Below are 25,717 nucleotides of genomic sequence, written 5' to 3'. Positions count from 1 at the left end.
GGCAATCTGTCGCGATCTGCACAGGGATTTCAAGCACCGTTTACACCGCTCGGCAGGATGCAATCTGAAAAGTTGTCAGCTGACAAATCCTGGACAATTGTATCTATCAGACGGCCAGGCCCCGTGTGAACAGCCTGCCGAATTGCGGTTGCGGCTCCGTAACACCTGCAAGACGCAGCATGTGCCAGGCCAGCGCCTGATTGCTGGAGATCACCGGCACCCCGGTTTGCGCCTCAATCTCTGGAATGATCTGCAGGCAACGCAGGTTGGTACAGGAAATCACGATGGCATCGCAGTCCCCTGCCTGGGCAACCTGCTGCGCCGCATCCGCAATCGCCGCCTCGGTGATCCGCGCCACCACCCGGTCGTCCATTTCCTCAAACGAGCCAAAGCCTGCGATTGCAAATCCCGCCTTTTCCAGATTGGCCCGCATCTGCGCTGAAACCTCTGGCAAATACGGCGTGACAAACCCCAGCCGGGACACGCCCAATGCTTTGCCAGCCGCGATGATCGCCGCCAGCGGGTCTGTCACCTTGGCCTTGGGCAAGACCGTCTGCACCACCTCGGAAACCTTGGCCGAGCCGATCACGGTTGACGCCGAGGTGCAGCCGTAACCGATCACATCAAAGTCGAGGGAAGACGGGAACAACCGGGCCGAGGCCGGCAGATCCGCTTGCATCTGTACCAGGGTTTCAGGCCGGACCTCAGGCACCATCGGAATGCGGCTGTGATAAAGCGCCACGCCGTCCCGCGCCATCATCCGGGAGAATTCCGGCTCCAGCGTCTCATCGGTTTCCAGCACGATCACACCCAGGGTCGCGCGGGTGCCGATGCCGGCGTCCGTGTCATAAGGGAGCTTCATCGCGGGTCCTCCTTCAGATCACCGGCAGTTCAGGCGCGGCGCGGGTTGTCAGCAATTCCGCACCAACAGCGCGCACCACAATGTTTTCCTCATGCACCATGATCTTGCCGTCACCGTACCCCAGCGAAGGCTCCAGCGTCAGCACCATGTTTTCCTCGATCACCGTCCCGTCAAACACCGCGTGCGAGGGCCATTCGGTCAGCTGCATTCCCAATCCGTGGCCCAGCCGGCCCACATCGCCGCCATGATCGTCCAGCTCTGCAATCACGTCCTGCATCGCCTGGAACAAATCCCGGCAGGTGGCGCCGGGTTTGGCGGCAGCAATCCCGGCCTCGGTCGCCCGCCACAGCACGTCATAGGCCCGGCGCGACAGATCGTCGGCGCGGCCGATGGCAAAGTTACGGTCAAAATCGCAGAAATACCCGTCCCAGGTGGACCCGGTATCCAGCATCACAATGTCGCCTGCCTGCAACGGCCGGCCGGTCGGCGGGGAAATCACGTCGCTATAGCCGCCCTGATCGGCGCCGCCGACCAGATAGGGCACATCGTCCGCGCCTTGCGCCAGTGCCTCGCGGCGGAAGGCGCGGAACAGGTCCTCGAACGGCTGACCCTCATGGGCGATTTGCGGCACCTGCGCAAAGCTGCGCGAGCCGATGGCGCAGATATGCGACAGTTTTTCGATCTCCGCCGCGGATTTCACCATCCGCAGGCTGCGCACCAGCGGTGTTGCATCCGCGACCTTCAGCCCCGGCAAGCCAGTCATCAGGCGTTCATAATCACCCAGCGGCATCCGCAGCGCGGTTTCATGCCCTTTCATGATGCCAATGCTGCCGCCGCGGCCGGCAATCGGCGACAGCAGTTCTGTCAGCAGGCTGAGGCCATCGTCCTGGGGCGCAGGGGCGCTCCAGGTGCGGATATCCCCGATCCAGGTGCGGCGCATCAGGTCGGCGCCGATTTCCGGGATAATCGCAATGGGTTTGCCCGCAGGCGGCACAAACAGGAACCAGGGCCGGGTCGGGCTTTGCCAGAACAGGGTGTGAAAACCACTGAAATAGCGCACTTCAGGCTCGGTCAGCAGCAACAGCCCATCAAGCCCCTGCTGTGCCATCAGCGCCTGCGCCTTTTGGGTCCGGGCAGCGAATTCCGCGTCCGGGAACCCGCGCATGGGCGCATTAGACATTGTTTTCTCCGGCCATGATCGCAGCGTAGATCGCCGGGTCGGTGACACCTTCAGAGCCGATCAGCAGAACCCTCGAGTCTGGCCCCAGCCCCAGCTGTTCGGCCAGATCCGGCGCCTGGCAGGCGGCAATCAGGGCTGCAAGGCCCGCAACTGCGCTTTCACCCGCTTCAATCACCGGATCGCCAGTTTCCGCATTGGCCAGCAGCCGCACCGCAGGGGCCACAATGCTGTCCGGGATGGTCAGAAAATCCGAGGCTTCCTCGGCCAGGATTTCCCAGGCCATTCCCGACGGCTCGCCGCAGGACAGGCCCGCCATGATGGTTTCTTCCCGAATTGCGAAATTGGTCGCCTTGCCATTGCGGGCGCTGTCGAACAGGCAAGCGGCCAGTTCCGGCTCAACGATCACAACCCGCGGTGCCTCGGCGCCATAGTACTGCCGCAGCGCCGCCGCGACCGAAGCCGCCAGACCGCCGACACCGCCCTGCAGAAAGACGTGTGTCGGCGCTTGCTCCAGAGTCTCGCAAACTTCGCGGGTCATCACGCAGTAACCGGCCATCACATCGCGCGGCGGCTCGGTGTAGCCTTCCCAGGAGGTATCCGAGACCACAAACCAGCCGTTTTCCTCGGCTTCTTTCTTGGCCAGCAGCACGGATTCATCGTAATCGCCGGTGATGCGGATCACCTCGGCACCCAGTTCGCGCATGGCGACAGCGCGGCCTTCGCTGACCTCGGCGTGAATGTAGATCCGGCAGGGTGCGCCGAACCGCTGGCAGCCCCAAGCCAGCGAGCGGCCATGGTTGCCATCAGTGGCAGACACCAGGGTGATCCCGGCGCAGGCCTGTTTATGGGCGCCCTTGCGGATATCTTCCAGGCTGACGTCCTGGCCCGATTGGCGGCTCAGCTCGCGCTGCAGCACCCGCAGCGCTGCATAAGACCCGCCCAGCGCCTTGAAACTGCCCAAGCCGAACCGCGGCCCTTCGTGTTTATAATCAATCCGGCCTACGCCGATCTTGTCCGCCAGCCCTGCCAGCGAGACCAGCGGCGTCGCTTCATAGCCGTCCCAAGCGGTGATTTCTGCACAGGCATTGCCAAAATCCTGCTCGGAAAGAACGGTATAAGCGGCATCGCCGGGTTTCGGGCTGCCTGCCGTGTGGCGCATGGCAACAGTAAATTGTTCAAACATGGTCAGTCCTTTCCCGCTGGCAGCCGGTCACGCACCAGCTGCACCCAGAACTCTGCGCCGATGGGCAGCAGAGCGTCGTTGAAATCATAATCCGCCGCATGCAGCGGCTGGCCGTTCGGCCCGTCCTCGCCATTGCCCATCAGCAAAAAGCAGCCCGGAACAGCGGCGGCGAAATGGGCAAAATCTTCGGAAAAGCTCATCGGCGGACGGTTGCGGATCACCTCGCAACCCGCAGCTTCGCCCGCACGGCAGGCAGCTTCGGCCGGGCCTTCCGCATTGATGGTTTCGACAAATTCGGTGTTGAAGCTCATCTCAACCTCCACCGCATGGGTGGCCGCAACACCAGCCGTAATCTGGCGCATGAAACGTTCAATGGCCTCGCGGTCCGCAGGCACCCGCGCGCGCACGTCGCCCTTCAGCACGGCGTGACCCGGCAGCACATTGCGCTGGCCGTTTGTCAGGAACTCGGTGACCGAGACCACCGCGCCCGCCCCCGGCGCCAGCTTGCGCGAAACGATGGTTTGCAGCGCCAGCACCATTTCCGCCCCGACGGTGATGGCATCAACCCCCGCCTGCGGCATCGAGGCATGGCCGCCCTGCCCCTTAATCGAGATTTCAAACAGGCTTTCGCTGCCGCAAATCTGGCCCGGACGGGTCGAAACCTGCCCTACCGGCGCGCCGGGCAGATTGTGAATGGCATAGACTTCTTCAATCGGGAACCGCTCCAGCAGCCCCTCGGAAATCATCGCCTGCGCGCCCAGCCCGTGTTCCTCATTGGGTTGAAAGATGAACACAACAGTGCCGTCAAACCCCTGCTCCTGCACCAGCCGTTCCGCGGCGCCCAACAGCATTGCCATATGGCCGTCATGGCCGCAGGCATGCATTTTGCCCGGCGTTTCAGAAACATAACCGTGGGTGGAGGTTTCAGTGATCGGCAGCGCATCCATATCGGCCCGCAGCCCGATGGCCCGGTTGCCGGTTCCCGCCCGCAGCAGGCCGGCAACACCGGCCCCTTCATGCACCTCCAGCCCAAGGCCGCGCAGATAATCGGCAACCTTGGCCCTGGTCCGGTCTTCCTGAAAGCCAAGCTCCGGATGCCGGTGGAAATCCCGGCGCAGCGCGGTCAGGCGGTCCTGAAAGCTGTTCATATGCGTTCCCCAAGCTGTTTGCAGCGACCTTATTCTGCGAAACATGACTTGGCGCGTATATTTCCCGAGCGGCTGTGACGAAATTTATTGCCGTGGACGGGTTACGGGCTGAAATTCGTATCTGTCAAAAATGCAGGCCGCGCGGGCTGCAGTCCGGGATCAAAGGCCTAGATTTCCTCTCCCTTTTCCAGCAGTTCCTCAATCAGCTGCCGCTGGATGCCGGGGCTGTCGCCACCGCCGAACTGCAAGGCGCCACCGGTGTAAAGCGTGCCATAGGTGCGGGCGATATTGACCGTCTGGCCGAGCGAGGAAATCAGCTGATCTTTCTCCAAGGATGACAGCGGGTGGATGAACACCGCCCAAAGCCGCCCCTTGGCAACGGCATAGCGCGCATCCAGAGCCGTGTCGAAATTGGCCTGCATCATCCGCATCATATCTTCCGCTGTCAGCCCCTCGGCCGAGCGCAGCGGCACCATTGCCCGCATCCGGTCTGCCGTCCGGTCGGTCACGATCAGCATCGGCACGCCGGAAATGGTCAGCTGAAACCCGGTGCCCGCGGGCTGTGCGTTTTCGTCCAGCGCAAAGAGTATCCGCCCCAACCGTTCATAGGTCATCGGCGGCTCCGGGGCTTGGGGGGCTTCGGGCGCGTCCTGCGCCAAGGCAGGCACCGCAAGAACACACGCTGTCACAATCGTCCGCAACCAGGCCATAACGGCATCTCCTCATTGACACATGCACACAGGCTACTGCGCCGCGGCGCGAGGCTCCATGCACAGATGAGTGAGGCTCCGTGACTAAGCCCAAACGAAGATTGGGACGATCTGCAATATCAGGCGAACGAACAGGAATTAAGCGTCCAAGATTCCGGACCTAAATTCAACTCATCGGGCTGCACAACCTGAACTGAACAGAAAAACCCGCAACTGAACCTGATGAGGACACCTATGAAAATTCTTCTGACAACCGCCCTGATTTCGCTCTCTGCCGCGCTGGCTGCCCCGGCCTTTGCCGCCGATGAACTCAATGTCTCCAACGGTATCTCTGCCGGCGGTGCGCCGCTGGCCGCGCATGGTGTTGACCTTGTGTCGCTGCTGGACAGCCGCAACCCGGTGGGCGGCGTGGCAAACTACTCTGCCACCGTGGATGGCGCCTCTTATTACTTCACTTCTGAGGAGAACAAGACCGCGTTTGAGGCCGATCCGGCGAAATACCTGCCGCAGCACGGCGGCTTTTGTTCCTATGGTGTGTCTGTGGGCAAGAAATTCGACGGCGACCCGGACCAGTATCTGGTGCATGACGGCAAGCTGTTCCTGTTCCTGAACGCCGCCACCCGTGCCGCCTTCCTGGAAGATGTGGCAGGCACCGCCAAAACCGCAGACACCCAGTGGGGCCAGATCAAGCACACCGCCGTCAGCGAGCTCTGATCACGCACCACCCTGCGTCCCGGAGGGCCAGGCGGTCCGCTCCGTCCCGCCTGCCCTTGCACCCGCGGCTGATGCGTCAGCTGCGGGTGTTTTTTGTTGTTTGATGTCTACGCCAGTGTTTCGCCGGCCTCGCGGCGGGCTTCAATCACGGTGATCGCCTTGGCCAAGGCTTCCTCGATGCTCAGATCGCTGGTGTCGATCAGGATGGCATCAGCCGCCGGCCGCAACGGCGCCTCGGCACGGTTCATGTCGCGCTCGTCGCGGGCCTTCACGTCACCCAGCACCTCATCCAGCGTGGTTACCTTGCCCGCAGCGGCGAGTTCCAGAAACCGGCGCCGGGCGCGGACCTCGGCGCTGGCGGTCACAAAGAATTTCACCTGCGCATAGGGGCAGATCACGGTGCCAATGTCGCGCCCGTCCAGCACCGCGCCCCCGGCCCGGCGGGCAAAGGCGCGCTGGAAGTCAATCAGTGCGGCGCGCACTTCGGCTATCACGGCCACTTTGGAGGCCGCCTGTGCCACCTCCCGCCCGCGCAGGTCGTCGCGCGCCAGGTCTTCCGGTGTCAGGTTCTGCGCGGCCTCTACTGGCGCCACACCATCCAGCATCTTGGCACCCACCGCCCGGTACAAAAGACCGGTATCCAGATGGCTAAAGCCGTAATGGGCCGCCAGCGCCTTGGACAGCGTTCCCTTGCCAGCCGCCGCGGGGCCGTCGACAGCTATCGTGTAACTTTCGCTCATGTGCGCTCCAGCTTGGCGCCGAGGTCCCCCATCAGGCTCTCAAAGATCGGGAAAGATGTTGCAATCGGGCCGCCGTCATCGACAGAAACAGCCTTTTGCGCCCCCATGCCCATCACCATAAAGGACATGGCGATCCTGTGATCCAGGACGCTTTCGCAGGTGCCGCCGCCAGGCACACCGTCGATGCCAAGGCCGGTGACTTCCCACCAGTCGTCGCCCTCATCAACCGTCACACCATTGATGCGCAGGCCCTTGGCCATCGCGTCAATCCGGTCGCTTTCCTTGACGCGCAGTTCCTTGACGCCCGCCATCATGGTCTTGCCTTCCGCAAAGGCGGCAACCACCGACAGCACCGGGTATTCGTCAATCATCGAGGCGGCGCGTTCCGGCGGAACCTCAATGCCCTTCATATCGGGAGAGTATTTGGCACGCAGATCAGCCACCGGCTCGCCGCCCTCTTCGCGCATGTTCTCGAACGTCAGATTTGCGCCCATGTCCTGCAAGGTATAGTAGAGGCCCGCGCGGGTCGGGTTCAGGCCGATGTTCGGCACCAGCACGTCGGAACCGGGGGTGATCAGCGCAGCACAGACCGGGAAGGCCGCCGAGGACGGATCGCGCGGCACCGCGATCACCTGCGGTTTCAGCTCCGGACGGCCGGTCAGGGTGATGACGCGGCCCTCTTCGGTTTCCTCGGTGGTGATCTCGGCGCCAAAGCCCGCCAGCATCCGCTCGGTATGGTCGCGGGTGGCTTCCTTTTCGATCACTACGGTTTTGCCCGGTGCGTTGAGGCCGGCAAACAGCACTGCGGATTTCACCTGCGCCGACGGCACTGGCACCTCGTAGCGCACCGGCACCGGATCAGCCGCACCCACGATGGTCATTGGCAGCCGCCCGCCGGAGCGGCCCACGGATTGGGTGCCGAACAACGCCAGCGGGTCGGTGACGCGCGCCATCGGGCGCTTGTTCAGCGATGCATCGCCGGTGAAGGTCGCGGTGATCGGAGAGGTGGCCATCACCCCCATGATCAGCCGCACCCCGGTGCCCGAGTTGCCGCAGTCGATCACATTGCCCGGTTCGGCAAAGCCGCCGACGCCCACCCCGAACACCGACCAGCTGCCGCCGCCATGGTTCACCACCTCGGCGCCAAAGGCCTGCATCGCCTTGGCCGTGTCCAGAACGTCCTCGCCCTCAAGCAGGCCGGAGATCCTGGTCTCCCCCACCGACAGTGCGCCCAGGATCAGCGAGCGGTGCGAGATCGACTTGTCGCCGGGCACCTCTGCCACGCCCTTAAGCGGGTCGGCACGGTGGGAGGTCATCGGGATGGGCGTGCCGTGTCCGGACATGGGGCTTCCTTCGTCTGTCGGTACTTACTTGCGTTGGCGCTATCGGTAACGGATTGGCGCTGGACGGTCCAGAGCCTTTGCCCGCCGCCCCTCAGCTGCCCTAGCCAAGGCGGCGGAAGGTCAGGTAATGCGGCGTGCGGCCTTCGCGCAGGGCTTTCTGCTCATAACGGGTGGAAATCCAGTCATCCCAGGACTGGCGCCAGTCTTCGGGACCTTCGGCCAACCACTCGAAACCGGCCTTTGGCACCTCTTCCAGGGTCTGGCGCACATAGTCTGGAATATCGGTTGCCACCCGGAAGATCGCGCCCGGTTTCAGGCAGCGGGCCAGCGGCTCAAGATGCTCCTGGGTCACAAAGCGGCGGCGATGGTGGCGGGCCTTGGGCCAGGGATCGGGATACAGCAGAAAGGCGCGCGAAATGGAGGCCTCGGGCAGCACATCCATCAGATCGCGCGCATCGCCGGGATGCACCGCGATATTGCCGGCACCGGCTTTGCGGATCTTGCCCAGCAGCATGGCAACGCCGTTGATAAACGGTTCGGCCCCGATGATACCGGCATCGGGGTTGCTGGCAGCCTGATGCACCAGATGCTCACCGCCGCCAAAGCCGATCTCAAGCCAGACATCTTTGCCGCCGAACAGTGCGTTCACGTCCAGCGGGGTGCGGTCCGGGTTCACATCCCAATCGACCGCACCGGGGCTGAGGCTGGCCAGATCTTCGTCAAGATAGCGCTTCTGGCTGTCTTTCAGGGTCTTGCCCTTGAAGCGGCCGTAAAAGTTGCGCCAAGGCGCGCCGCTGGCATGTTTATCGGCCGCATTGGCAACAGCGGTCCGGGCATTCTTGGTCTGGTCGTCGCGGGGCTTCTGGTCGCCGGACATACGTCTGGGCTCCTGTTCAGGGCGTCTTTTGAAAGGCTGGCCGCTCCTCTGCCGCATGCGGGCCTCGTGGTCAAGCCTGTGTCAAGCCGGCTAGCGGGTTTGCCCCTGCCGGACCTCGCGCAGAACGCCCGCTGCAATCAACCGCAATCGGCTGGGATACCATTCGCCATCCGGGTCCGTGCGCAGCGTCTCAATCGCAAAGCCAGGATCGACGCCGCGCGCCACCATATAGCTGAGATGGTCATAAATCTCGCGCTGAGTATCCTCGTATATCCAGGACCCTAAATCATACGGAGTTGCCCAGCGGCGTTTTTTGCGTTCGCTGCGATAGTATTTATGCACAGCATCAGCAGGCCAGTTGCGCTGATGAAAACCGATGCTGGACCCGATTGTCATCCGCCGCCGGCTGCCGGCCAGAAAGACATCGACGCAGGCACTGATGCAGGTGCCATCAACCAAAGTGTCCAGCCCGTGTTCCAGCACCAGCCCGGCAATCTCTTCCCCGGCATAGACACTGCCGCCAATGCTGTTGAGCTGCAGCTCCGAGATTTCCGGGTTTTTCGTCAGGATATCCCGCAGCTCTAAGACATCGTCATCGGTTATTTCTGCCGGTTCTCCTTCCACCTCTGTTTCGGTGTCATAAACCAGCGTTCCGCCTTGCAGGCTGAACTTTTGCGGCAATGCCTCTTTAGCGGCCGCGGCAGACGCCAGAACCTGGCAGAAAAATACAGTTATCACGCGCAGCATCGCGGTCCCGGCAGCTGGAAACAGTCTTACTTGCACTATGGTGCAGCAGAGCGGTGTCTTCCAGCCTCAAAACGCCAGCTCTTCTGCCTCAATACTTCGCGCGCGAAACACCCGGTCAGCATTGCTGACCGGTCCGCCGCGCCGCAGCGCGGCGCCCGGCCCAACGGGAGAGGCGCATTCCCAGAATGCGCCGAAACGGGCGGGAGCATCACCCAAACGAAAAAGAGCGGCCCCTGCGGCCCGCTCTCTTGTTTCGATCAGCCCGGTGTCAGACTGCTTTCTTCAGCGCCCCGGCCAGGTCAGTGCGCTCCCAGCTGAAACCGCCATCGGCTTCCGGGTCGCGGCCGAAATGGCCATAGGCAGCGGTGCGCTGATAAATCGGCTTATTCAGGCCCAGATGCGAACGGATGCCTCGCGGGGTCAGATCCATCACCTGGTCGATCGCCTTTTCAATCGCTGCGGCGTCCACTTCACCGGTGCCATGGGTGTCTGCATAAATCGACAACGGCTTGGACACGCCAATGGCATAAGACAGCTGAATGGTGCATTTCTCCGCGATGCCCGCAGCCACCACGTTTTTGGCCAGATAGCGCGCGGCATAGGCTGCCGAGCGGTCCACCTTGGTCGGGTCCTTGCCGGAAAACGCGCCGCCGCCATGCGGGGCCGCACCGCCATAGGTGTCCACGATGATTTTACGGCCGGTAAGGCCTGCATCGCCATCCGGGCCGCCGATCACAAATTTGCCGGTCGGGTTCACATGCCATTTTGTGGCGTCCGTCAGCCAGCCTTCGGGCAGGGTTTCACGGATGTAGGGTTCCACCAATGCACGGATATCAGCCGAGGTCAGGCTTTCGTCCAGATGCTGGGTCGACAGCACCAGCGAGCTGACGCCCACCGGCTTGCCGCCATCGTATACCACCGACAGCTGCGATTTCGCATCCGGGCCCAGCGCAGGCTCAGTGCCGTTTTTGCGCACTTCCGCCAAGCGGCGCAGGATCGCGTGGGAATACTGGATCGGCGCAGGCATCAGCGCATCGGTTTCATTGGTGGCAAAACCAAACATGATGCCTTGGTCGCCAGCGCCTTCGTCCTTGTCGCCGGACGCATCCACGCCTTGCGCGATATGGGCGGACTGCTCGTGCAGCAGGTTGGTCACCTCCACGGTTTCGTGGTGGAATTTGTCCTGCTCGTAGCCGATGTCCTTGATGCAGGCCCGGGTGATCTCATCGATCTTGCCCATGTAATCGTGCAGCTTGTCCTGGTCGGACAGGCCGACTTCGCCCCCGATGACAACACGGTTTGTGGTGGCGAAAGTCTCAGCTGCCACGCGTGCTTCGGGTTCTTCCGCCAGAAAAGCATCCAGCACCGCATCTGAAATGCGGTCGCAAACCTTGTCCGGGTGGCCTTCGGAGACAGATTCCGAAGTGAAAGTGTAGTTCATACGGGTCATGAAAAGTGCTCCACTGGTTCCATCCTTGCCACGCCAGGAAGCCGTTGTGGCAGGTATCAAGCCGCAGTACGCGGCCCATCCGCGCGGGTCAATCTATATTCCAATAGAGTTAAGCAGCTATGACCGCGGCACAAGGGCGCGGGAGCGCAAAAAAACCGCTGCTGCAGCCAACAGGCACAGCAGGAACACCGGCCAATCCCCGGTGCGGCTGTAGAGCGTCGGCGGCAGCGGCGCAGGCAGCGCCGCGTCAATAAAACCCGCTTCACCCAGCGGCAGGCTGTTCAGCAGGGTTCCGTCCGCACCGATCATTGCAGACACACCGGTATTTGCAGCCCGGATCATTGGCAGGCCTTGCTCGATGGCCCGCATCCTGGCCTGCACCAGGTGCTGGTACGGGCCGGACCGGGTGCCGAACCAAGCGTCATTGGTGACCTGCACCAGCATGTCGGGGCGGGTCTCTGCGGCATTCACATCCTGTGGGAAAACAGCCTCGTAGCAGATCAGCGGCAAGGCGCGGCCAATTGGCAGATCCATGACTTGGGGGCCAGGCCCGGCGGCATAGCCCGCACCTGCCCGCGACGCAAAGCCATAGATCCCGAACCGGGCCATGACGTCGCCAAAGGGCACATATTCCCGAACGGCACCAGATGCGCCTTGTCATAGGCGGCAGCGGGTTGGCCATCCGTGTCCAGCAGCACCGCAGAATTGTAAAAGGCGCCGGCCTCCTCCCGCTGGATGCCCAGAAGTACCGGAACCCCGCCGGCGTTTTCGGAAATGACCCGCAGGGTGTCATCCGCATAATTCAGCAGCTGCGGCACCGCGGTTTCCGGCCAGACAATCAGATCCGGACGCGGTGCTTCGGCAGAAAAGGCAACAGCGCGGCGGACGAATTCCCAGCGGTGATCCGGATGCCACTTCAAATCCTGCGGTGCGTTGGGCTGAACGATTCGCACGGTCTTGCCTGTTGGATTTGCCTGCGGCGGAGCGGGAACGGCAAAGGCAGCGGCTGCCGCCAGTCCCAATGGCGCCAAGGCCGCCGCCGGGGCCTGCCGCAGCAAGGTCAACGGCAGGAAGGCCGCAAGCGTCAGCAGCGCCAGCCCTTGCGGACCGATCCATGGCAGCAGGTTTGCGGCAGGCGTATCAATCCAGAACTGTCCGAAAGCCGCCCAAGGAAAGCCGGTCAGCAGATAAGCGCGGCCAATTTCCGCCAGGGACCAGGCTGCCACCAGCATCGGGATCCGCCAGGCGCCGGCGCTGAACCGGACGGCCAGTCCAAATGCAGCCCCCCAGAACAAGGCAAGCCCGCCCGCCAGGAATACCAGCGCAAAAGGCGCCATCCAGGCATGGCGCTCCGGGTCGATCTGAAAAGGTTCCAGGATCCAGGACAGGCCAAAGGCAAAATACCCCAGCCCGAACATCCAGCCGGCCAGCATCGCCGCGCGCGCCGTGGCGGCCTGCAGCACCAGCCAGCCTGCGGCACCCAAGGCAAGCGGCAGCCCGAACAAAAAGCTCCAGGGGGCAAGTGCCAGAGACGCCAGCGCGCCGCCGCCAAAGGCCAGCCCGGCCCGGGCCGGGCGGAGCTGCCGCACGGCCTGCCGCAGCCCGATTGCCGTCATGCAGCGGCGTCCGGCAACCGCACCCGCAGCCGCTTGATCCGGCGGGGGTCGGCGTCCATCACTTCAAATTCAGTGCCTTCGGGGTGTTCGATCACCTCGCCGCGGGCTGGCACCCGGCCCGAGAGCATGAAGACCAGCCCGCCCAGGGTCTCGATCTCCTCCTCGTCCACGTCATCGTGGCTGGTCAGAGACTGGCCGATCTCAGTCTCGAATTCCGGCAGCGGTGTCCGGGCAAGCGCGATGTAGCATCCGGGCTTTTCCTCGAACCAGGTCTGCAGTTCATCCGCGTCGTGCTCGTCCTCGATCTCGCCCACCACCTGCTCGATCAAATCCTCGATGGTGACAAGCCCGTCCACACCGCCGTATTCGTCGATTACCAGCGCCATATGGCGGCGCTCGGCCTGCATCTTGGTCAGCAGCACCCCGATCGGCATCGAAGGCGGCACAAACAGCAGCGGACGCAGCATTTGGGGCAGCTCGAAGTCCGAGGTGCCGCCGTTGAAGCCGTGGGTCAGCGAGAAATCCTTGAGGTGGACAAAGCCCAGCGGCGTGTCCAGCGTGCCCTCATACACCGGGATCCGGGTAAAGCCGCTTTCGCGGAAAATGCCGACAAGGTCTTCCTTGGCGATGGAAACCGGCACGGCAGCGATTTCTGCTGATGGAATAGCGACATCCTCAACCCGCAGCCGGCGCAGGTTCATCATGCCGCGCGGTTCTGTGCCGGAAACGGGCTGTTCGCGGCCACTGTCTTCTTCGGACTGCGGCTCTGCGCTGAAGGCCCCGAAGAGCCGTGCCCAGAAACCGGTTTTCCCAGAGGCCGGCGCATCCGCTGCCGTGCCATTGATGTTCTGCAGCGCGCCCTGCGCCGCGTTAGAACTGCCTTCTATGTCGCCCATCGATCCTATCCAAAGGCCCCGCTTAAGGGGCGTCCTCACTCATATATGGGTTCGCGATACCCATTTTGCCAAGTAGCAGCACCTCAATCCCTTCCATCAATGCGGCATCGCGGTCACGAATGTGATCATAACCGAAAAGATGCAACATTCCGTGAACGATCAAATGGCGGGTATGATCGCCCAGCGGCTTGCCTGCTTCCGCCGCTTCACGGGCGCAAGTGTCATAAGAAACCGCAATGTCGCCCAGCGGGTATTCGCCGGTGAAATCCGCCTTGGGAAGCGCCGGGGTGCCGCCGTCTTCTTCCGCGGCAAGGTCTTCGGCGGGCCAGCTCAGCACATTTGTCGGTTTGGCCTTTTCGCGGAATTCGGCGTTGAGATCCGCAATCCGCGGATCATCACAGGCCAGAAGCGAGATATCGCAATCCTCCGGGTCCAACGCAAAGTGTGCCAGAACCGCTGAGACAGCCTGTTCAGCCAGTGCTTCAAGCCCGGCCTCTTGCCAGCGGCTGTCTTCGATCGTGATGTCGAGCGTCATGGAGCCGTTGCACATACGGGGGCCAGCCCCCGCACCCCCGGAGTATTTTTACAAAGGTGAAACCCGGCAGAGCCTTTGCATCAGGCCGGTTTAGCATCCGCGTCATAGGCTTCGATGATCGCCGCCACAAGGGGGTGCCGCACCACGTCGCGGGCAGTGAAGTAATTGAAGCTGATTTTCGGGATCGCGTTCAGCAGCCGTTCCGCGTCTGCCAGACCCGATTGCACGCCGCGCGGCAGATCGACCTGGGAGCGATCGCCGGTGATCACCATGCGCGAGCCTTCGCCCAGGCGGGTCAGGAACATCTTCATCTGCATGGTGGTCGCATTCTGCGCCTCATCCAGCACCACAAAGGCGTTGGACAGCGTGCGCCCGCGCATGAAAGCAAGCGGCGCGATTTCGATGCGTTTTTCCTCGATCAGTTTGGCCGCCTGTTTTTCCGGCAGGAAGTCGTTCAGCGCATCGTACAAGGGCTGCATGTAAGGATCGACCTTGTCCTTCATGTCGCCGGGCAGGTAGCCGAGCTTTTCGCCCGCCTCCACCGCCGGGCGGCTGAGGATGATACGGTCCACATGGCCGGTGATGAACATGGAAACACCCACCGCAACGGCGAGATAGGTCTTGCCCGTGCCTGCCGGGCCGATCCCGAAGGCCAGTTCACTTTCGAACAGCGAATGCACATAGGCCTTCTGAGCTTCGGTGCGAGGTTCCACCAGTTTTTTGCGGGTTTTGATTTCCACCCGGCCGCCGCGGAACATTTGCAATTGGCCGTCCGGTTCGGCATCCGCAGTCTCTTGCCCCATGCGCAATTCGCGGTCGATATCGCCGCTTTCGACGCTGCGGCCGGTTTCCAGCCGGTCATAAAGCGCGGTGAGCACGCCTGCCGCCTGTCCGCGTGCCGACTCCTCGCCCATCACCGATAGCTGGTTGCCGCGGCGGACGATCTGCACGCCCAGTTTCTGTTCGATGTCAGCCAAGTTGCGGTCGTATTCGCCGCACAGGTCGATCAGCAATCGGTTGTCGGGAAATTCCAGAAGCACTTCATGGGTTGCGGACTGGTCTTGCGCGTCATTCAGGGCACTGATGGCCAAGCTGATCTCCTCAATCTGGCGTTGCCCTTTCAGTTTGCCGCCGTTGTCCCGTTTGCGCAAGCATCAGCAGCGGAAAATCACTCAATTGAAACAAAAGAGCCGCCCCGGAGGGCGGCTTCTTAGCGTACCGTTCTTTCCGTTTTACAGCGCGTCGGCAAAAGTTGAACCTGCCTTGAACGGGCCGGTGGCAGTGTTGCGCGGCAGGTTGCTGTTGCAGACCGGCTTGCCGTCGGGTGTGCGGCGCAGGTCGGCGTAGCCTTCGAGACCGTCGTCGATGATCCAGTGTTCGCAGCCCTGCGGGTCGACCCAGATGCCCGCGGTCATGTTCGACAGATGGCTGGAGGAGCCATCGCCGGCATGCTGGTCACGGGTTTTGTCCAGGGTTTCGGAACAGGCCGGGACCAGGGCCGCGGCGGCGAGGAGCAGAAGTGTTTTACGCATCAGCATGGGTTTTGTCTCCTCAGCGCAGGCAATAGATTTCGACACGGCGGTTTTGCGCCATATTTCCGGCACTGGTGTTAGGCACCCGCGGATCGCGTTCACCGTAGGCGCGCACATCCTTGATCCGCGCACCCACCGAACGGCCCGCCTGAGCCACGGCATGGGCGCGGCGCTCGGACAGGCGGATATTGTATTCATCCGAGGCCCGGCTGTCGGTATGGCCTGCCACGATAAAGGCGCGGGCGCCATTGGATTTCGCCTGCTGGAAAAATTCCCCCAGGCGCTTGCGGCCTGCGGCATTGATGTAGTGTTTGTCTGTGGCAAAAAACTGATCTGTCGGCATCACGCCGCAAATGTTGCCGCGGCGGCAGACCGGCTTGCCATCCGGGGTCACATGCGGGGACATGAAGCCTTCGGCACCGTCATCCATCACCCAGTGTTCGCAGCCGTCCGGGTCAACCCAGATGGTGGGCACATAACGTTCGCCCTTGATGGTCCGCTGAGTTTGCGCGCTGGCAGGCGCGGCAGCGATGCTGAGCGCGGCCGCAGCAGCGGCGGCCAATGCAACCGCCTTATTAAATTTGAGTATCAACACAACCAGATTTCCTTCACCTAAGTTCCCCAGCGCGCTTGCCGCTTACGTGCCCACCGCTCAGGCCATAAGAGTCAAACTACCTGAAATTGATGCAGTATACCTGCTAAATTAATTGTTATTCCGCGCAGATTAATCGCATTTTCCGGGACACTCAAAGCACCAAAAGGAAATTGTCGCCGGAACCGATGCAATCGGGGCTCACCTGCGCATTCAGAATAAACGGAAATTGAGCCGCCCTGTAAAAAGCGGCTGGGAAGATTCGCGCTGTGGCGGGAGTTTTAGCCGATCAACTCCCCGGCCAGGGAATTTGCACCAGAGGAAATGATGCGCACCCGGGCCAGGTCCCCCGGCGCGCGGTTGCAATCAGCGACATGGACGGCGTGGAGGTAGTCGGATTTACCGACCATCTGGCCCGGCCGGCGGCCCGGCTTCTCAAACAGAACACCCACCTCGCGGCCCACCATGCTGTCCTGCACCTCGCGCTGCTGCCGGGTCAGCAGGGCCTGCAGGCGCTGCAAACGGTCATCCGCCGCGGCCGGATCGACCTGGGCGCGTTCGGCTGCAGGGGTGCCGGGGCGGGTCGAGTATTTGAAAGAATAGGCAGTGCCGTATTTCACTTCTTCCACAAGGTCCATGGTGGCCTGGAAATCGTCCTCGGTCTCTTCCGGGAAACCGACGATGAAGTCGCCGGAGATCAGGATGTCGGGCCGCGCGGCGCGGATGCGCTCAATCAGGCGGAGGTAGCTTTCGGCGGTGTGGGCGCGGTTCATCCGCTTCAGGATCTTGTCCGATCCCGCCTGCACCGGCAGATGCAGATAAGGCATCAGCTTGGCGCAGGTGCCATGCGCCTCGATCAGGTCGTCCTGCATGTCGTTGGGATGCGACGTGGTGAAGCGGATACGCTCCAGCCCGTCGACCTTGTCCAACTCCCAGATCAGCTGCGCCAGGGTCAGGTCGCCATTGTGGCCGGCACCATGGTAGGCATTCACATTCTGGCCCAGCAGGGTGATTTCGCGCACGCCGCGCTCCACCAGATCGCGGGCTTCGGTCAGGATGCGGTCCGCGGGACGCGAAACTTCGGCGCCGCGGGTATAGGGCACCACGCAGAAGGCACAGAATTTGTCGCAGCCTTCCTGCACCGTCAGAAACGCGGTGGGGCCGCGCTTGGCCTTGGGGCGGTTCTTGAGCTTTTCGAACTTGTCTTCCTCGGGGAAATCGGTGTCCAGCACCTTTTCCCCTTCGCGCGTCTTGGCTTCCATTTCGGGCAGACGGTGATAGCTTTGCGGGCCGACCACCAGATCCACCAGCGGCTGGCGGCGCATGATCTCTTCGCCCTCGGCCTGGGCTACACAGCCGGCGACACCGATCTTCAGATCCGGCTTCTCTGCCTTCAGCCCTTTAAAACGGCCCAGCTCGGAATAGACTTTCTCGGCGGCCTTTTCCCGGATGTGGCAGGTATTGAGCAGGATCATGTCGGCGTCATCTGCCGATTTGGTCTCGATATAGCCTTCACCGCCCAGCGCTTCGGCCATGCGTTCGCTGTCATAGACATTCATCTGACAGCCATAGGTCTTGATAAACAGCTTCTTCGGGGCGCTCATGCGGGTCAGCCTTCCAGCCAAGGTGGGTAAACAGCGGCCTGCCTTACAGACAAATGCCGCCGCTTGCAATGAGGCGGGATTTACCCGATTTTGGCCGCAATGGCCAGAAAGGCAAAAGGCAGACAGGCATGATGTATTCTTCGCTGCAGGATTTCCTGAAAGAGGGCAAGGCGTTGCTGGCCAAAGGACCGGTTGCGCTGGTCTTTGTCGAGGATGAGGTGGAAATCGCCACCACGCTGCGCCACCACCTGCAAAGCGGTTTCAAAGCGGTTGTGGCCCTGATGCCGGATGCCTTTGACTTGCCGCAGGATGTACGCGCCAAGGTGCACCGGGTGCCGTTTGACTGCGCCCCTGAAGGCGCGCTGACAGGGGCTGTCAATGCGGTGATCGCTGCCGCGCAACCCGGTTGCTGGCTTTATTACTGCTACAATGCCGAATATCTGTTCTACCCGTTCTGCGAGACGCGCAGCGTTGGCGAAATGCTGACCTTCCACACCGAAGAGCGGCGGGATGCGGTGCTCAGCTATGTGATCGACCTTTATGCCGGCGATCTGGAGGCCTGCCCCGGCGCTGTCTCGCTGGAGGCGGCCTATCTCGACAAATCCGGTTACTATGCCCAGTCGCGCAAGGACCCAGAAACCGGCCATCCGCGCGAACGGCAGCTGGATTTCTTTGGCGGGGTGCGCTGGCGGTTCGAAGAGCATATCCCGGAGAAAAGCCGTAAAATCGACCGGATATCACTGTTCAAGGCCAAACCGGGACTGGTGCTGCAGCAGGACCACACTTTCAACGATCAGGAATACAACACCTATGCCTGCCCCTGGCATCATAACCTGACTGCTGCGGTCTGTTCTTTCCGCACCGCCAAGGCGCTGAAACGCAATCCCGGCTCCACCTTCGATATTGAAACCTTCCGGTGGCACAACTCCGCGCCGTTTGAATGGCATTCGCGCCAACTATTGGATTTGGGGCTGATGGAGCCGGGGCAGTGGTTCTGAACCCAGCCGGCAACGGCTGAAGAAACACATGACCAGCGGGCCGCATTTTTGGGATGCCCGCCCTAGCCTGCCCTCTCAGCTTGAACCGCTTGGCGCACCGTCTCCAGCGTGCCGCGCAGCTCTGCCATCGGCAAACCGCCAAACGCCAGCCTCAGGGCCTGCGGAGCTGCGGCAGCTGTTGCAAAAGCGTCTGCGCCGGATACCGAGATCCCCTGACCGTTCAATCGCGTCACGATAGGTTGCGCACGGGCACCTTTTTCAAGCGGCAGCCAGGCAAACCCCGCGTTTCGATGCGAAATGACCGAAGCCTCGCCAAAGACCTCCCGGCATACCGATTGGCGCGCGGCGCCATCCTGCCTGCGGGCTTCCTCGGAGTTTTTCAGCGTCCCGTCTTCGATCCAGCCTGTGATCAATGCGGAAATCAATGCGGGCGCGTTCCAGGTCGTCGCGCGGATCGCTTCCAGCAGCGCTGCAGTGCGGTTTGCAGGCGCGACCGCATATCCCAACCGCAAACCGGTTGCGAGGCTTTTGGAAAAACCGCCGATATGCACCGTCCGGTCCGGTGCCAAAGACAGGAAACCGGGCGGCGGATCCGGTTCCAAAAACGCATAGGCCGCGTCCTCAATGATAAGGAGGTTGTGCCGCTGTGCCACGTCAAGCATGTGCAGCCGGACTGTTTCATCCATGACGGTTCCCAGCGGGCTTTGGACCGTCGGCATCAGATAGACAGCAGTTATGTTCCGCATGCGGCATTGCCGGTCCAGATCATCCGGGTCCATGACACCCTGCTGCGTCCCGACCGGGGCAAGTTCCAGACCATTCAATGCGGCAGCGGATTTGAACCCTGGATATGTAAGCGCATCAGCAGCGATCACATCGCCGGGCTGAAACAGGCCCAGACACGTGATCGCCAGCCCGTGCTGGCTGCCTGAGGTGACCAGCAAATGCTCGGGGTCAATCCGGCCTAGCGACCACCGGAGGCTTTCGGCGATGATCCGGCGTTCGTGCATGCGGCCGCCGTGGGGTTGATAGCGCAGCATCGCATCCAGATCGCCCGCCGCCGCCAGCCGCCGCAATCCGGCCCGCAAAATGTCTGCGTCCGCGGGTCCGCCTGGCATATTGAACACCAGATCCGTGATCCCCGCAGCCGCGGTCTGATGCACACCCAGTGTCATGGGCAGGCCAGGATCGCGCACAAAGGTGCCGCGCCCGGCCTCGCCGCTGACAAGCCCCCTGCGCTCCAGTTCCTTGTAGACACGGGTTGCAGTCGCCAGCGCGACGCCGGATTTCTCCGCAAAGGCCCGGTGTGTCGGCAGTCTGGAGCCCGGCGCCAGTTTGCCCTCGCGGATCGCATTGGCGAGCATATCGGCAAGGCGGATATATCTGGCTTTCTTCATCTGCTCACTGTCATTAGGACAATAGAAAAATTGTCATACGTCGAAACTTCATGGCATTGCGGAGCAAGTCAACCTGCGAGGTCCGCCCAATGCTCCGTTTCCTGTCTGCTGCTTTGCTTGCCGTGATTCTGTTCGCTGTGACCTTTGCCGTTAACCTGCAGGCGCCGCTGTATGACGCCTACGCCGCGCAGAACACTGCCGGTGCCACTGCTGTTACAATTGCCTTCGCCGCCTATGCAGGCGGCCTGATGCCAACGCTGCTGCTGCTTGGCGGGCTGTCAGACCGGACCGGGCGGCGTATCCCTCTTGCTCTGGCCCTGGTCCTTGGCGCGGTTGCGACAGCGGTGCTGGTACAGTTCCCAAACTGGACAAGCCTGGTCACGGCGCGGGTTTTGCTGGGTATCGGGACCGGGCTGGCGACCACTGCGGGCACTGCGTATATGGCCGAAATCCTTGGCGCCACCCGGGCGCGCACCGCGGCCTTGATTGTGACATCGGCAACGTCGCTTGGCTTCGGCGGCGGCGCTCTGGCAACCGGGCTTAGCCTTGGCCTGCAAGGGCCGACATTCCTGCCGTTCAGCTATCTTGCGCTTCTTGCAGCAGCGCCGGTTCTGGCCGCAGCCGCCTTGGCCCTGCCCAAGGCGGACAGTCCGAAACCCGTCACACCGCTGCGGCTGCCGGTCTTTCCGTCCGGCACCTGGGTGTTCGGTGCGGCAATGGCGCTGGCCTGGTCGACAACCGGCATGACCATTGCCGTCGTGCCGTTGCAATTGGCCGCCAATGGGCTTGGCGGATGGACCGGGCTTGTCATTTTTCTGGCGATCTTCGCAGGGTTTCTCTGCCAACCCATCGCCCGGCGCATGTCCAACGGTCGGGCGCTGGCACTCGGCTTTGTGCTGATCCCGCTGGGCTTTCTCGTGCTCCTGGCCGGCGTCTGGCTGACATCACTGGTGCTGGTCCTTGCCGGAACCTGCATCACCAGCGCGGCAAGCTATGGCTTCACCTATCTTGCCTCCTTGGCAGAGGTGTCGCTGCGCGCACCTGATGACAGGGCGCGGGCAACGGCGGGCCTGTTTGTCTATGCCTACTGCGGGTTTTCGCTGCCGGTCATTGCCAGCGGCGCGCTGGCCGACACCTTTGGGCTGCTGGTTGCAATGGCCCTTTTTGCCGCCGCGCAAATATCCGCTACGGGGGTTATCGTCCTGTTCTGGAGGAAAAGCTTGCATCCGGACCGGTCAGGACCAGAACAGGGTTTGGGCATTGTTTGATGCGGGCGGATTTCTGCAAGCACGGATCAAGAGCCGGGAAACATTTCCGTCCACACACGCAGCATCGCATCTGCCGCGCCGGCACGCAGGGCCAAGAGCAGCTGTTCGCCGCAGGCTGAGACCACGATGATGCGCCTCTGAGGTGAGACCGGCAGCAGCAGGCATTCCGGCTTGGACGCAGGCATTCTGGCCGTGGAGGGGCAAGCACCCTTGGCCGCGAGGACGGTACGCACTGCTTCCAACTGGCAAAGCAGCTCCTCCGGCCCGCCGCTGCCGGACAGATTTCCACCCCGCCCGCATGAAATCCAAGCCTCTGCCTGAGGGGTAGCGCGAGCGTGGAACCGGTCCAGCGGGCTGCTGCTTTCGGCTGCGCCCATGGCGTCGCTCAGCATCTTGGCAGTACAGCTGCCAGCACCTTCGTTTGCCTTGCAAGGACGGCGTTTGATTGTGAAACCTGCGCCATCGGCAACGGCATCCAATGTGCGCAGCCGCGCGGCAAATATCCGGGCTGCTGTGTCTGGATCCTCTGCCCCGTCCGCGGGATCTGCGGAGCGACCCAGGGTCAACCCCGTAAGCCTGCGTTGCGCAACGGTGAGCACCGCGGCGGGCTGCTGGCCGACACAGATGGTCAGTTCCCGGGGCAATACGGTTTCGCTGATTTCGCGCAGCACAGCAACGGCGAGCGGTTCCCGCCCGGCAGCAGCCTGCTGCATGCGTGCACGAATTGCGGTTGGTGTTTCGGCCAGCCGGTCCAATGCCTGCTGCAGCGCGCCGGCTGCCCCGGCCGGATGCGGCAGGAGATAAGCAGCCGCGTCTGCCATCATGCCCCCCCGGCCATTGCTGCCAGCAGGCTCCGCGCCGGGACAGCAAGCCGCCCAGCGCTTGCCGCATCGGAGCAGACACACAACACCGCATCATCCGAACCATCTGCGGCGCGAATGAAAACGCGTGCTTCGCCCGGAGCCAGAATCAGGACATCATCGGCCGGTGCTGCGGATTGCGGATCTCCGGCTGCCACAGCCGCATCAAGCAGCAAGAACCCCAGCCGGGCCTGCTGGCAGAGGCCGTCAAGATATTCCTGCGGATGGCTGGCGGCGCTGCTGCTGCGCAGGACAATGCTGGCGCCGAGATCACCAAAGGCGGCCAAACGGCAGCCCTTGGCGGTCTGACGCAGCGCATCAAGCTGCAGGGAAAGCGTCACAGAATCCTCCCGTTCCCGGCAAGGGCCGCTGTGCATTCTGCTGCGGGACGTTTGGGTATCATGTGCTATTCACCAGTAGGATGGGTTTCGGGCTGGGACCGGGCCGGCCGCTTGCTGCGCTTGACCGGGGTGACCCGGCGCGGTGTCACACGGTCGCCGGCTTCCGCGCAGGCAGGGCTTTCTTGCAATTGCGGCTGTTCACCGCTCTCGCGTCTGCCGCCAAAGTCCAGCACGTCAGCCCCTAAAGGCTGCTCCGTTTGCGGATTTGGTGCAGAAACCGCAGGTTTGGATTGTACAGGCGCAACGCGGTTTGGCTGTGCCCAAGTCACCAGCATATCCACCAGAAATTCAATGAAACTGTCAGCGCCGCTGGTCTTCCAAACTTCCATGTCCTCGCCCGCAGCCAGCGCCTGGCTCAGCGACAGCGGAAAGATTGCGCCGAAGGCATCGCCGGTTTCCTTTCTGACACGCCGGACCACACGGTCCTGATCACGGCTGTTTCGCAGCTTGTCGAAATGTGTGATCAGCAATGTACTCGGGCCTTCAAAGCAGTGTGAAATTTCCTCCCACACGGCGGCTTCGGACTGACGCCAGGCCTGGGTGGCATGGGTGCACCAGATAACGCCGTCAACCTCGGGCAGCAGGTTTTGCCAGACACTGGACGGCATGTTGGGGTCCGAAATGCCCGGCATATCAATAAGATCGCACAGCTCCAAGGCCTCTGCCGGGAGGGTCAGGCGGATCAGCGCAGTGGTGTCCATCGGCACATTGGCAAGGTCGCCGAGCAGCAGCGGAGTTTCGCCGCCATCGATGCCGGTGATGCTGGCCGCCTCGGGCCCGTGCGATATCCAGACCGGCGGCAACCGGGTGGCGGTCACGCGGGTGGGCAGCGGCTGACGCCCCACAAGCAGGTTTGTCAGGGTGCTTTTGCCGGCGCTGAACTCGCCCATCAGTGCCAGGCGTGGCTTGCGCTGTGGTACAGCAGCCGGGAAGACGGGAGTGTGCATGGCGGATTCCTGTGTCATTCGGTGAAGCTCCTGAGCGTTTGCAAGGCGTCGTCGGCCTGTGTCCGGCGGCTGTCATTGGCGATCAGCCCCTGAACATCACCGCCGCGGCGGCTGCGGTCCGCGATTTCCATCAGGATGTCGCGCTGGTCGTCGAAAAAGCCCTGCAGCCGGGCAAGGACAGCAGCGCCGGCATCTGCTGTCTGCACGAATTTAAGCTGGGTCATGAAATCTTCGGTCTCGCCCGCGATCAGGCTGCGGAAACGTTTGGCAAATGCCTGATAGCCGCGGGTGCGGCGCCACCAGGCGGCCCACCAGCTGTCATTGAAATCCAGTGCGATGGCCTGCCCCAGCGCAATCGGAGAGCTGGCCGGGGGCACCTCGGGAACTGACAGCTGAATACCCTCGACCGCAGCGCCGAAACCGTCATAGAGCAGTTCCGCAATGTCCTGCACCGCGGCCTTGTACCGGGCCTGGGCGGCAGCCTGCAGGCGGCTGGCCATCACCGAATAAGCAGAGCGCAAAAGCATCCGCAGCCCGGCGGGATCATATTCCCAGTGGCAGTCCTCGCCCCATTTCTCCAGATGCTCGATCAGCGCGTGGGTGGCGCGGTCTGTAAAGGTGGCATGAGCCCGGTCGGCGCGGTCGCGGAATCCGTCGAGGATTTGCGCGGTCTCGGCCTCCAGTGCGTCCAGATGGGATTTGCAGATATTCTCAAACGCGGCGCTGGTGTCGTGAAGACCGGCCTGCGCGCCGCCCTCGCCCTGCACTCTGACCGCATCTGCCGCCTGCTGGCCGGTGGCGGCGGTAACGGCAGAGCCGGCAACGCGGGTCAGCAGCGGCGTGCCAAGGTCGGTCACGATCCGCTCAGCCACCACCCGGTTCAGCGCAGGCAGCCCGGACAGCTCCCAAACCATGTTCTGGGCCGACAGATCCGCATGGGAACTGTTGACCGAGGCTTCGGCCCAATTGAGCAGCGCGGCGGAACTTGCCTTGTCCATGTCCTCCAGCCCGCCGGTCAGCACCTTGTTAGCCCAATAGGCGCTGCCGAAAAGGACGGTTGCGTCCTCGGGCCCGTGATGAGTGTCCAGTGTCTGGCGGATGCTGGCCTCGATCTCGGGGATCTGGGCGGCGGGGTCGGCGAGTTCGTCGATGCGGTTGACGAAGATCACCACCTCGCGGGACTTGAGGTTGGAGATCATCCGGATCAGCCCCATGTCGACCGAAGTCAGCGCCTGGCCTGCCGACAGCACCACCACGCAAAGGCGGCTGTCGCGGATTGCCTGGATGGTGATCTGCTCGCGCATCATGAAGGTGTCGTTGACGCCAGGCGTGTCGCGCAGGCACAGGCGGTGGGGCACGCTTTGGCAATTCAGGTACAGGTCGGCCGCGCGGGTGATATCGGCAAAGCGCCCCTGTTCGCCGGCGCCGCCCTCCTCCTCGTCAAAGTCGTCGCCCAGGCAGATGTAGCGTTCGATCAGGTTCTTATCGAAATAGCCGTATTCGTGTTTCTGCCCCATCAGCAGTTCGAATTTACGGCCCAGCCGCTGGCGCGAGCGTTCCCGCATCTCTTCGATCTGGGTACGGATTTTTTGCAGCTCGCTGCTGGCGCCGGCACGGCCCGCCATTTCACCGATGCGCCCGCCCTTGGTCAGCAGCCGGTCCCATTCATCCTCGGTCATGAACTGGAAACAGGCCTTGTTCTCAATCCGGGCATCGCCCGGTGTCAGATGCAAGGAGGTGACAACCGAGGTCCAGGGATTCACGTCCGACGGCAGCAGGTCAGCCCAGCCCGCCATCGCATTGACCAGGGATGTCTTGCCCGACTTCACCTGTCCCAGCAGCGTGACACTGGGTTCAAATGTGCTGAGTTCCGACAGCAGCCGCGACAGGCTGCGCTGGACGCGCATCCCCGAAACTGCGGACAAAGCAGACAGGGCGGTTTCAATCCGCTGCGCTTTGCGGGCGAATTCCAAGAGCGGTTCCAGCCCCGCATTCAGATTGGTCGGACGCGCGGAGGCGTGGATGTCGGTGGCACTCTCGATCTGAGCTTCCATATTCATGGCTGAACCTTGCTGTGTCTTGCTTTGGCGTGTGTCTCTGCTCTGCCGGGCCGCGGG

At 62.5% G+C, this 25,717-nt stretch carries 24 protein-coding genes, 1 pseudogene and 1 riboswitch; of the genes and pseudogenes, 3 read left to right on the top strand and 22 right to left on the bottom strand.

All coding sequences use genetic code 11. The features are described from left to right. Positions 1-106 precede the first annotated feature (106 nt). The 5 genes from ETW23_RS01300 to ETW23_RS01280 form a co-directional block, all read right to left on the bottom strand. The gene (locus ETW23_RS01300) at positions 107-862 is read right to left on the bottom strand and encodes an aspartate/glutamate racemase family protein (protein WP_134828874.1); all 756 of its coding nucleotides are present in this window, start codon (positions 860-862) and stop codon (positions 107-109) included. 13 nt (positions 863-875) lie between these two features. Further along, positions 876-2,042, bottom strand: a complete 1,167-nt coding sequence (locus ETW23_RS01295; protein ID WP_134828873.1) for a Xaa-Pro peptidase family protein — start codon at positions 2,040-2,042, stop codon at positions 876-878. After that, positions 2,035-3,225, bottom strand: coding sequence for a diaminopropionate ammonia-lyase (locus ETW23_RS01290; protein WP_134828872.1), 1,191 nt, complete (start codon positions 3,223-3,225; stop codon positions 2,035-2,037). The genes ETW23_RS01295 and ETW23_RS01290 overlap by 8 nt, the downstream gene beginning before the upstream one ends. A 2-nt stretch (positions 3,226-3,227) precedes the next feature. After that, positions 3,228-4,373 carry an amidohydrolase gene (locus ETW23_RS01285; protein WP_134828871.1) on the bottom strand — a complete coding sequence of 382 codons (1,146 nt, stop codon included), beginning with the start codon at positions 4,371-4,373 and terminating at the stop codon, positions 3,228-3,230. 167 nt (positions 4,374-4,540) lie between these two features. Further along, entirely contained in the window at positions 4,541-5,083 is a 543-nt protein-coding gene (locus ETW23_RS01280) for a hypothetical protein (RefSeq protein ID WP_134828870.1), read from the bottom strand. Between the two features lie 234 nt (positions 5,084-5,317). On the opposite strand from ETW23_RS01280, the gene ETW23_RS01275 reads away from it, so the two are divergent. Beyond that, positions 5,318-5,797 carry a YHS domain-containing (seleno)protein gene (locus ETW23_RS01275; protein WP_134828869.1) on the top strand — a complete coding sequence of 160 codons (480 nt, stop codon included), beginning with the start codon at positions 5,318-5,320 and terminating at the stop codon, positions 5,795-5,797. A gap of 107 nt (positions 5,798-5,904) precedes the next feature. Here the strand turns inward: ETW23_RS01275 and ETW23_RS01270 are convergent, their stop codons facing one another. From ETW23_RS01270 to miaB, 12 genes and pseudogenes are all read right to left on the bottom strand, one after another. After that, positions 5,905-6,537 carry a d(CMP) kinase gene (locus ETW23_RS01270; RefSeq protein WP_129369485.1) on the bottom strand — a complete coding sequence of 211 codons (633 nt, stop codon included), beginning with the start codon at positions 6,535-6,537 and terminating at the stop codon, positions 5,905-5,907. Next, positions 6,534-7,880, bottom strand: coding sequence for a 3-phosphoshikimate 1-carboxyvinyltransferase (gene aroA / locus ETW23_RS01265; protein WP_134828868.1), 1,347 nt, complete (start codon positions 7,878-7,880; stop codon positions 6,534-6,536). Before aroA ends, ETW23_RS01270 begins: the two co-directional genes overlap by 4 nt. A gap of 100 nt (positions 7,881-7,980) precedes the next feature. Further along, positions 7,981-8,757 carry a tRNA (guanosine(46)-N(7))-methyltransferase TrmB gene (locus ETW23_RS01260; RefSeq protein ID WP_134828867.1) on the bottom strand — a complete coding sequence of 259 codons (777 nt, stop codon included), beginning with the start codon at positions 8,755-8,757 and terminating at the stop codon, positions 7,981-7,983. Between the two features lie 90 nt (positions 8,758-8,847). Beyond that, positions 8,848-9,504: a hypothetical protein gene (locus ETW23_RS01255; RefSeq protein ID WP_134828866.1), complete on the bottom strand. Its 657-nt coding sequence runs from the start codon at positions 9,502-9,504 to the stop codon at positions 8,848-8,850. A gap of 268 nt (positions 9,505-9,772) precedes the next feature. Next, positions 9,773-10,954 (bottom strand): methionine adenosyltransferase, encoded by a 1,182-nt coding sequence (gene metK / locus ETW23_RS01250; protein WP_134828865.1) that lies wholly within the window; start codon positions 10,952-10,954, stop codon positions 9,773-9,775. A gap of 6 nt (positions 10,955-10,960) precedes the next feature. Continuing rightward, a riboswitch (SAM-SAH riboswitch) is annotated at positions 10,961-11,010 on the bottom strand. Between the two features lie 61 nt (positions 11,011-11,071). Continuing rightward, a pseudogene (gene lnt, locus ETW23_RS01245) lies at positions 11,072-12,570 on the bottom strand (apolipoprotein N-acyltransferase). Beyond that, entirely contained in the window at positions 12,567-13,466 is a 900-nt protein-coding gene (locus tag ETW23_RS01240) for a hemolysin family protein (protein WP_134828864.1), read from the bottom strand. Before ETW23_RS01240 ends, lnt begins: the two are co-directional and overlap by 4 nt. A 22-nt stretch (positions 13,467-13,488) precedes the next feature. Continuing rightward, positions 13,489-14,001 carry an rRNA maturation RNase YbeY gene (ybeY, locus tag ETW23_RS01235; protein ID WP_134828863.1) on the bottom strand — a complete coding sequence of 171 codons (513 nt, stop codon included), beginning with the start codon at positions 13,999-14,001 and terminating at the stop codon, positions 13,489-13,491. Positions 14,002-14,081: 80 nt separating this feature from the next. Next, complete coding sequence (locus ETW23_RS01230) at positions 14,082-15,092, bottom strand: PhoH family protein (protein WP_134828862.1); 1,011 nt, start codon at positions 15,090-15,092, stop codon at positions 14,082-14,084. 141 nt (positions 15,093-15,233) lie between these two features. Next, the gene (locus ETW23_RS01225) at positions 15,234-15,539 is read right to left on the bottom strand and encodes a hypothetical protein (RefSeq protein ID WP_129369476.1); all 306 of its coding nucleotides are present in this window, start codon (positions 15,537-15,539) and stop codon (positions 15,234-15,236) included. Between the two features lie 13 nt (positions 15,540-15,552). Next, positions 15,553-16,134, bottom strand: a complete 582-nt coding sequence (locus ETW23_RS01220) for an OmpA family protein (RefSeq protein WP_134828861.1) — start codon at positions 16,132-16,134, stop codon at positions 15,553-15,555. A 272-nt stretch (positions 16,135-16,406) separates the two neighbouring features. Next, positions 16,407-17,729 carry a tRNA (N6-isopentenyl adenosine(37)-C2)-methylthiotransferase MiaB gene (gene miaB / locus ETW23_RS01215; RefSeq protein ID WP_129369474.1) on the bottom strand — a complete coding sequence of 441 codons (1,323 nt, stop codon included), beginning with the start codon at positions 17,727-17,729 and terminating at the stop codon, positions 16,407-16,409. A 128-nt stretch (positions 17,730-17,857) separates the two neighbouring features. On the opposite strand from miaB, the gene ETW23_RS01210 reads away from it, so the two are divergent. Continuing rightward, positions 17,858-18,727, top strand: coding sequence for a hypothetical protein (locus tag ETW23_RS01210; protein ID WP_134828860.1), 870 nt, complete (start codon positions 17,858-17,860; stop codon positions 18,725-18,727). A gap of 62 nt (positions 18,728-18,789) precedes the next feature. Here the strand turns inward: ETW23_RS01210 and ETW23_RS01205 are convergent, their stop codons facing one another. After that, positions 18,790-20,124 (bottom strand): PLP-dependent aminotransferase family protein, encoded by a 1,335-nt coding sequence (locus ETW23_RS01205; RefSeq protein ID WP_134828859.1) that lies wholly within the window; start codon positions 20,122-20,124, stop codon positions 18,790-18,792. 89 nt (positions 20,125-20,213) lie between these two features. Here ETW23_RS01205 and ETW23_RS01200 point away from each other — a divergent pair, with 89 nt between their 5' ends. After that, positions 20,214-21,392 carry an MFS transporter gene (locus ETW23_RS01200; RefSeq protein WP_134828858.1) on the top strand — a complete coding sequence of 393 codons (1,179 nt, stop codon included), beginning with the start codon at positions 20,214-20,216 and terminating at the stop codon, positions 21,390-21,392. Between the two features lie 26 nt (positions 21,393-21,418). Here ETW23_RS01200 and ETW23_RS01195 read toward each other — a convergent pair whose 3' ends face one another. From ETW23_RS01195 to ETW23_RS01180, 4 genes are all read right to left on the bottom strand, one after another. Next, entirely contained in the window at positions 21,419-22,213 is a 795-nt protein-coding gene (locus ETW23_RS01195; protein ID WP_134828857.1) for a hypothetical protein, read from the bottom strand. Beyond that, on the bottom strand, positions 22,213-22,593 hold the full coding sequence (locus tag ETW23_RS01190) for a hypothetical protein (protein WP_134828856.1): 381 nt from the start codon (positions 22,591-22,593) through the stop codon (positions 22,213-22,215). The genes ETW23_RS01195 and ETW23_RS01190 overlap by 1 nt, the downstream gene beginning before the upstream one ends. Positions 22,594-22,658: 65 nt before the next feature. Next, entirely contained in the window at positions 22,659-23,618 is a 960-nt protein-coding gene (locus ETW23_RS01185; protein ID WP_134828855.1) for a dynamin family protein, read from the bottom strand. Next, on the bottom strand, positions 23,615-25,660 hold the full coding sequence (locus ETW23_RS01180) for a dynamin family protein (protein ID WP_134828854.1): 2,046 nt from the start codon (positions 25,658-25,660) through the stop codon (positions 23,615-23,617). Before ETW23_RS01180 ends, ETW23_RS01185 begins: the two co-directional genes overlap by 4 nt. Positions 25,661-25,717: the final 57 nt, after the last annotated feature.

Origin of the sequence: Leisingera sp. NJS201 (genome assembly GCF_004535885.1) — a bacterium.
Taxonomy (GTDB): domain Bacteria; phylum Pseudomonadota; class Alphaproteobacteria; order Rhodobacterales; family Rhodobacteraceae; genus Leisingera.
This window is presented reverse-complemented; position numbering and strand designations above follow the sequence as displayed.

Excerpts from the sequence above, each read along its gene's own strand:
- ETW23_RS01300 (WP_134828874.1), bottom strand. The coding sequence starts at position 862 with ATGAAGCTCCCTTATGACACGGACGCCGGCATCGGCACCCGCGCGACC.
- ETW23_RS01295 (WP_134828873.1), bottom strand. The coding sequence starts at position 2,042 with ATGTCTAATGCGCCCATGCGCGGGTTCCCGGACGCGGAATTCGCTGCC.
- ETW23_RS01290 (WP_134828872.1), bottom strand. The coding sequence starts at position 3,225 with ATGTTTGAACAATTTACTGTTGCCATGCGCCACACGGCAGGCAGCCCG.
- ETW23_RS01285 (WP_134828871.1), bottom strand. The coding sequence starts at position 4,373 with ATGAACAGCTTTCAGGACCGCCTGACCGCGCTGCGCCGGGATTTCCAC.
- ETW23_RS01280 (WP_134828870.1), bottom strand. The coding sequence starts at position 5,083 with ATGGCCTGGTTGCGGACGATTGTGACAGCGTGTGTTCTTGCGGTGCCT.
- ETW23_RS01275 (WP_134828869.1), top strand. The coding sequence starts at position 5,318 with ATGAAAATTCTTCTGACAACCGCCCTGATTTCGCTCTCTGCCGCGCTG.
- ETW23_RS01270 (WP_129369485.1), bottom strand. The coding sequence starts at position 6,537 with ATGAGCGAAAGTTACACGATAGCTGTCGACGGCCCCGCGGCGGCTGGC.
- aroA (WP_134828868.1), bottom strand. The coding sequence starts at position 7,880 with ATGTCCGGACACGGCACGCCCATCCCGATGACCTCCCACCGTGCCGAC.
- ETW23_RS01260 (WP_134828867.1), bottom strand. The coding sequence starts at position 8,757 with ATGTCCGGCGACCAGAAGCCCCGCGACGACCAGACCAAGAATGCCCGG.
- ETW23_RS01255 (WP_134828866.1), bottom strand. The coding sequence starts at position 9,504 with ATGCTGCGCGTGATAACTGTATTTTTCTGCCAGGTTCTGGCGTCTGCC.
- metK (WP_134828865.1), bottom strand. The coding sequence starts at position 10,954 with ATGACCCGTATGAACTACACTTTCACTTCGGAATCTGTCTCCGAAGGC.
- ETW23_RS01240 (WP_134828864.1), bottom strand. The coding sequence starts at position 13,466 with ATGGGCGACATAGAAGGCAGTTCTAACGCGGCGCAGGGCGCGCTGCAG.
- ybeY (WP_134828863.1), bottom strand. The coding sequence starts at position 14,001 with ATGACGCTCGACATCACGATCGAAGACAGCCGCTGGCAAGAGGCCGGG.
- ETW23_RS01225 (WP_129369476.1), bottom strand. The coding sequence starts at position 15,539 with ATGCTGATGCGTAAAACACTTCTGCTCCTCGCCGCCGCGGCCCTGGTC.
- miaB (WP_129369474.1), bottom strand. The coding sequence starts at position 17,729 with ATGAGCGCCCCGAAGAAGCTGTTTATCAAGACCTATGGCTGTCAGATG.
- ETW23_RS01210 (WP_134828860.1), top strand. The coding sequence starts at position 17,858 with ATGATGTATTCTTCGCTGCAGGATTTCCTGAAAGAGGGCAAGGCGTTG.
- ETW23_RS01205 (WP_134828859.1), bottom strand. The coding sequence starts at position 20,124 with ATGAAGAAAGCCAGATATATCCGCCTTGCCGATATGCTCGCCAATGCG.
- ETW23_RS01200 (WP_134828858.1), top strand. The coding sequence starts at position 20,214 with ATGCTCCGTTTCCTGTCTGCTGCTTTGCTTGCCGTGATTCTGTTCGCT.
- ETW23_RS01195 (WP_134828857.1), bottom strand. The coding sequence starts at position 22,213 with ATGGCAGACGCGGCTGCTTATCTCCTGCCGCATCCGGCCGGGGCAGCC.
- ETW23_RS01185 (WP_134828855.1), bottom strand. The coding sequence starts at position 23,618 with ATGACACAGGAATCCGCCATGCACACTCCCGTCTTCCCGGCTGCTGTA.
- ETW23_RS01180 (WP_134828854.1), bottom strand. The coding sequence starts at position 25,660 with ATGAATATGGAAGCTCAGATCGAGAGTGCCACCGACATCCACGCCTCC.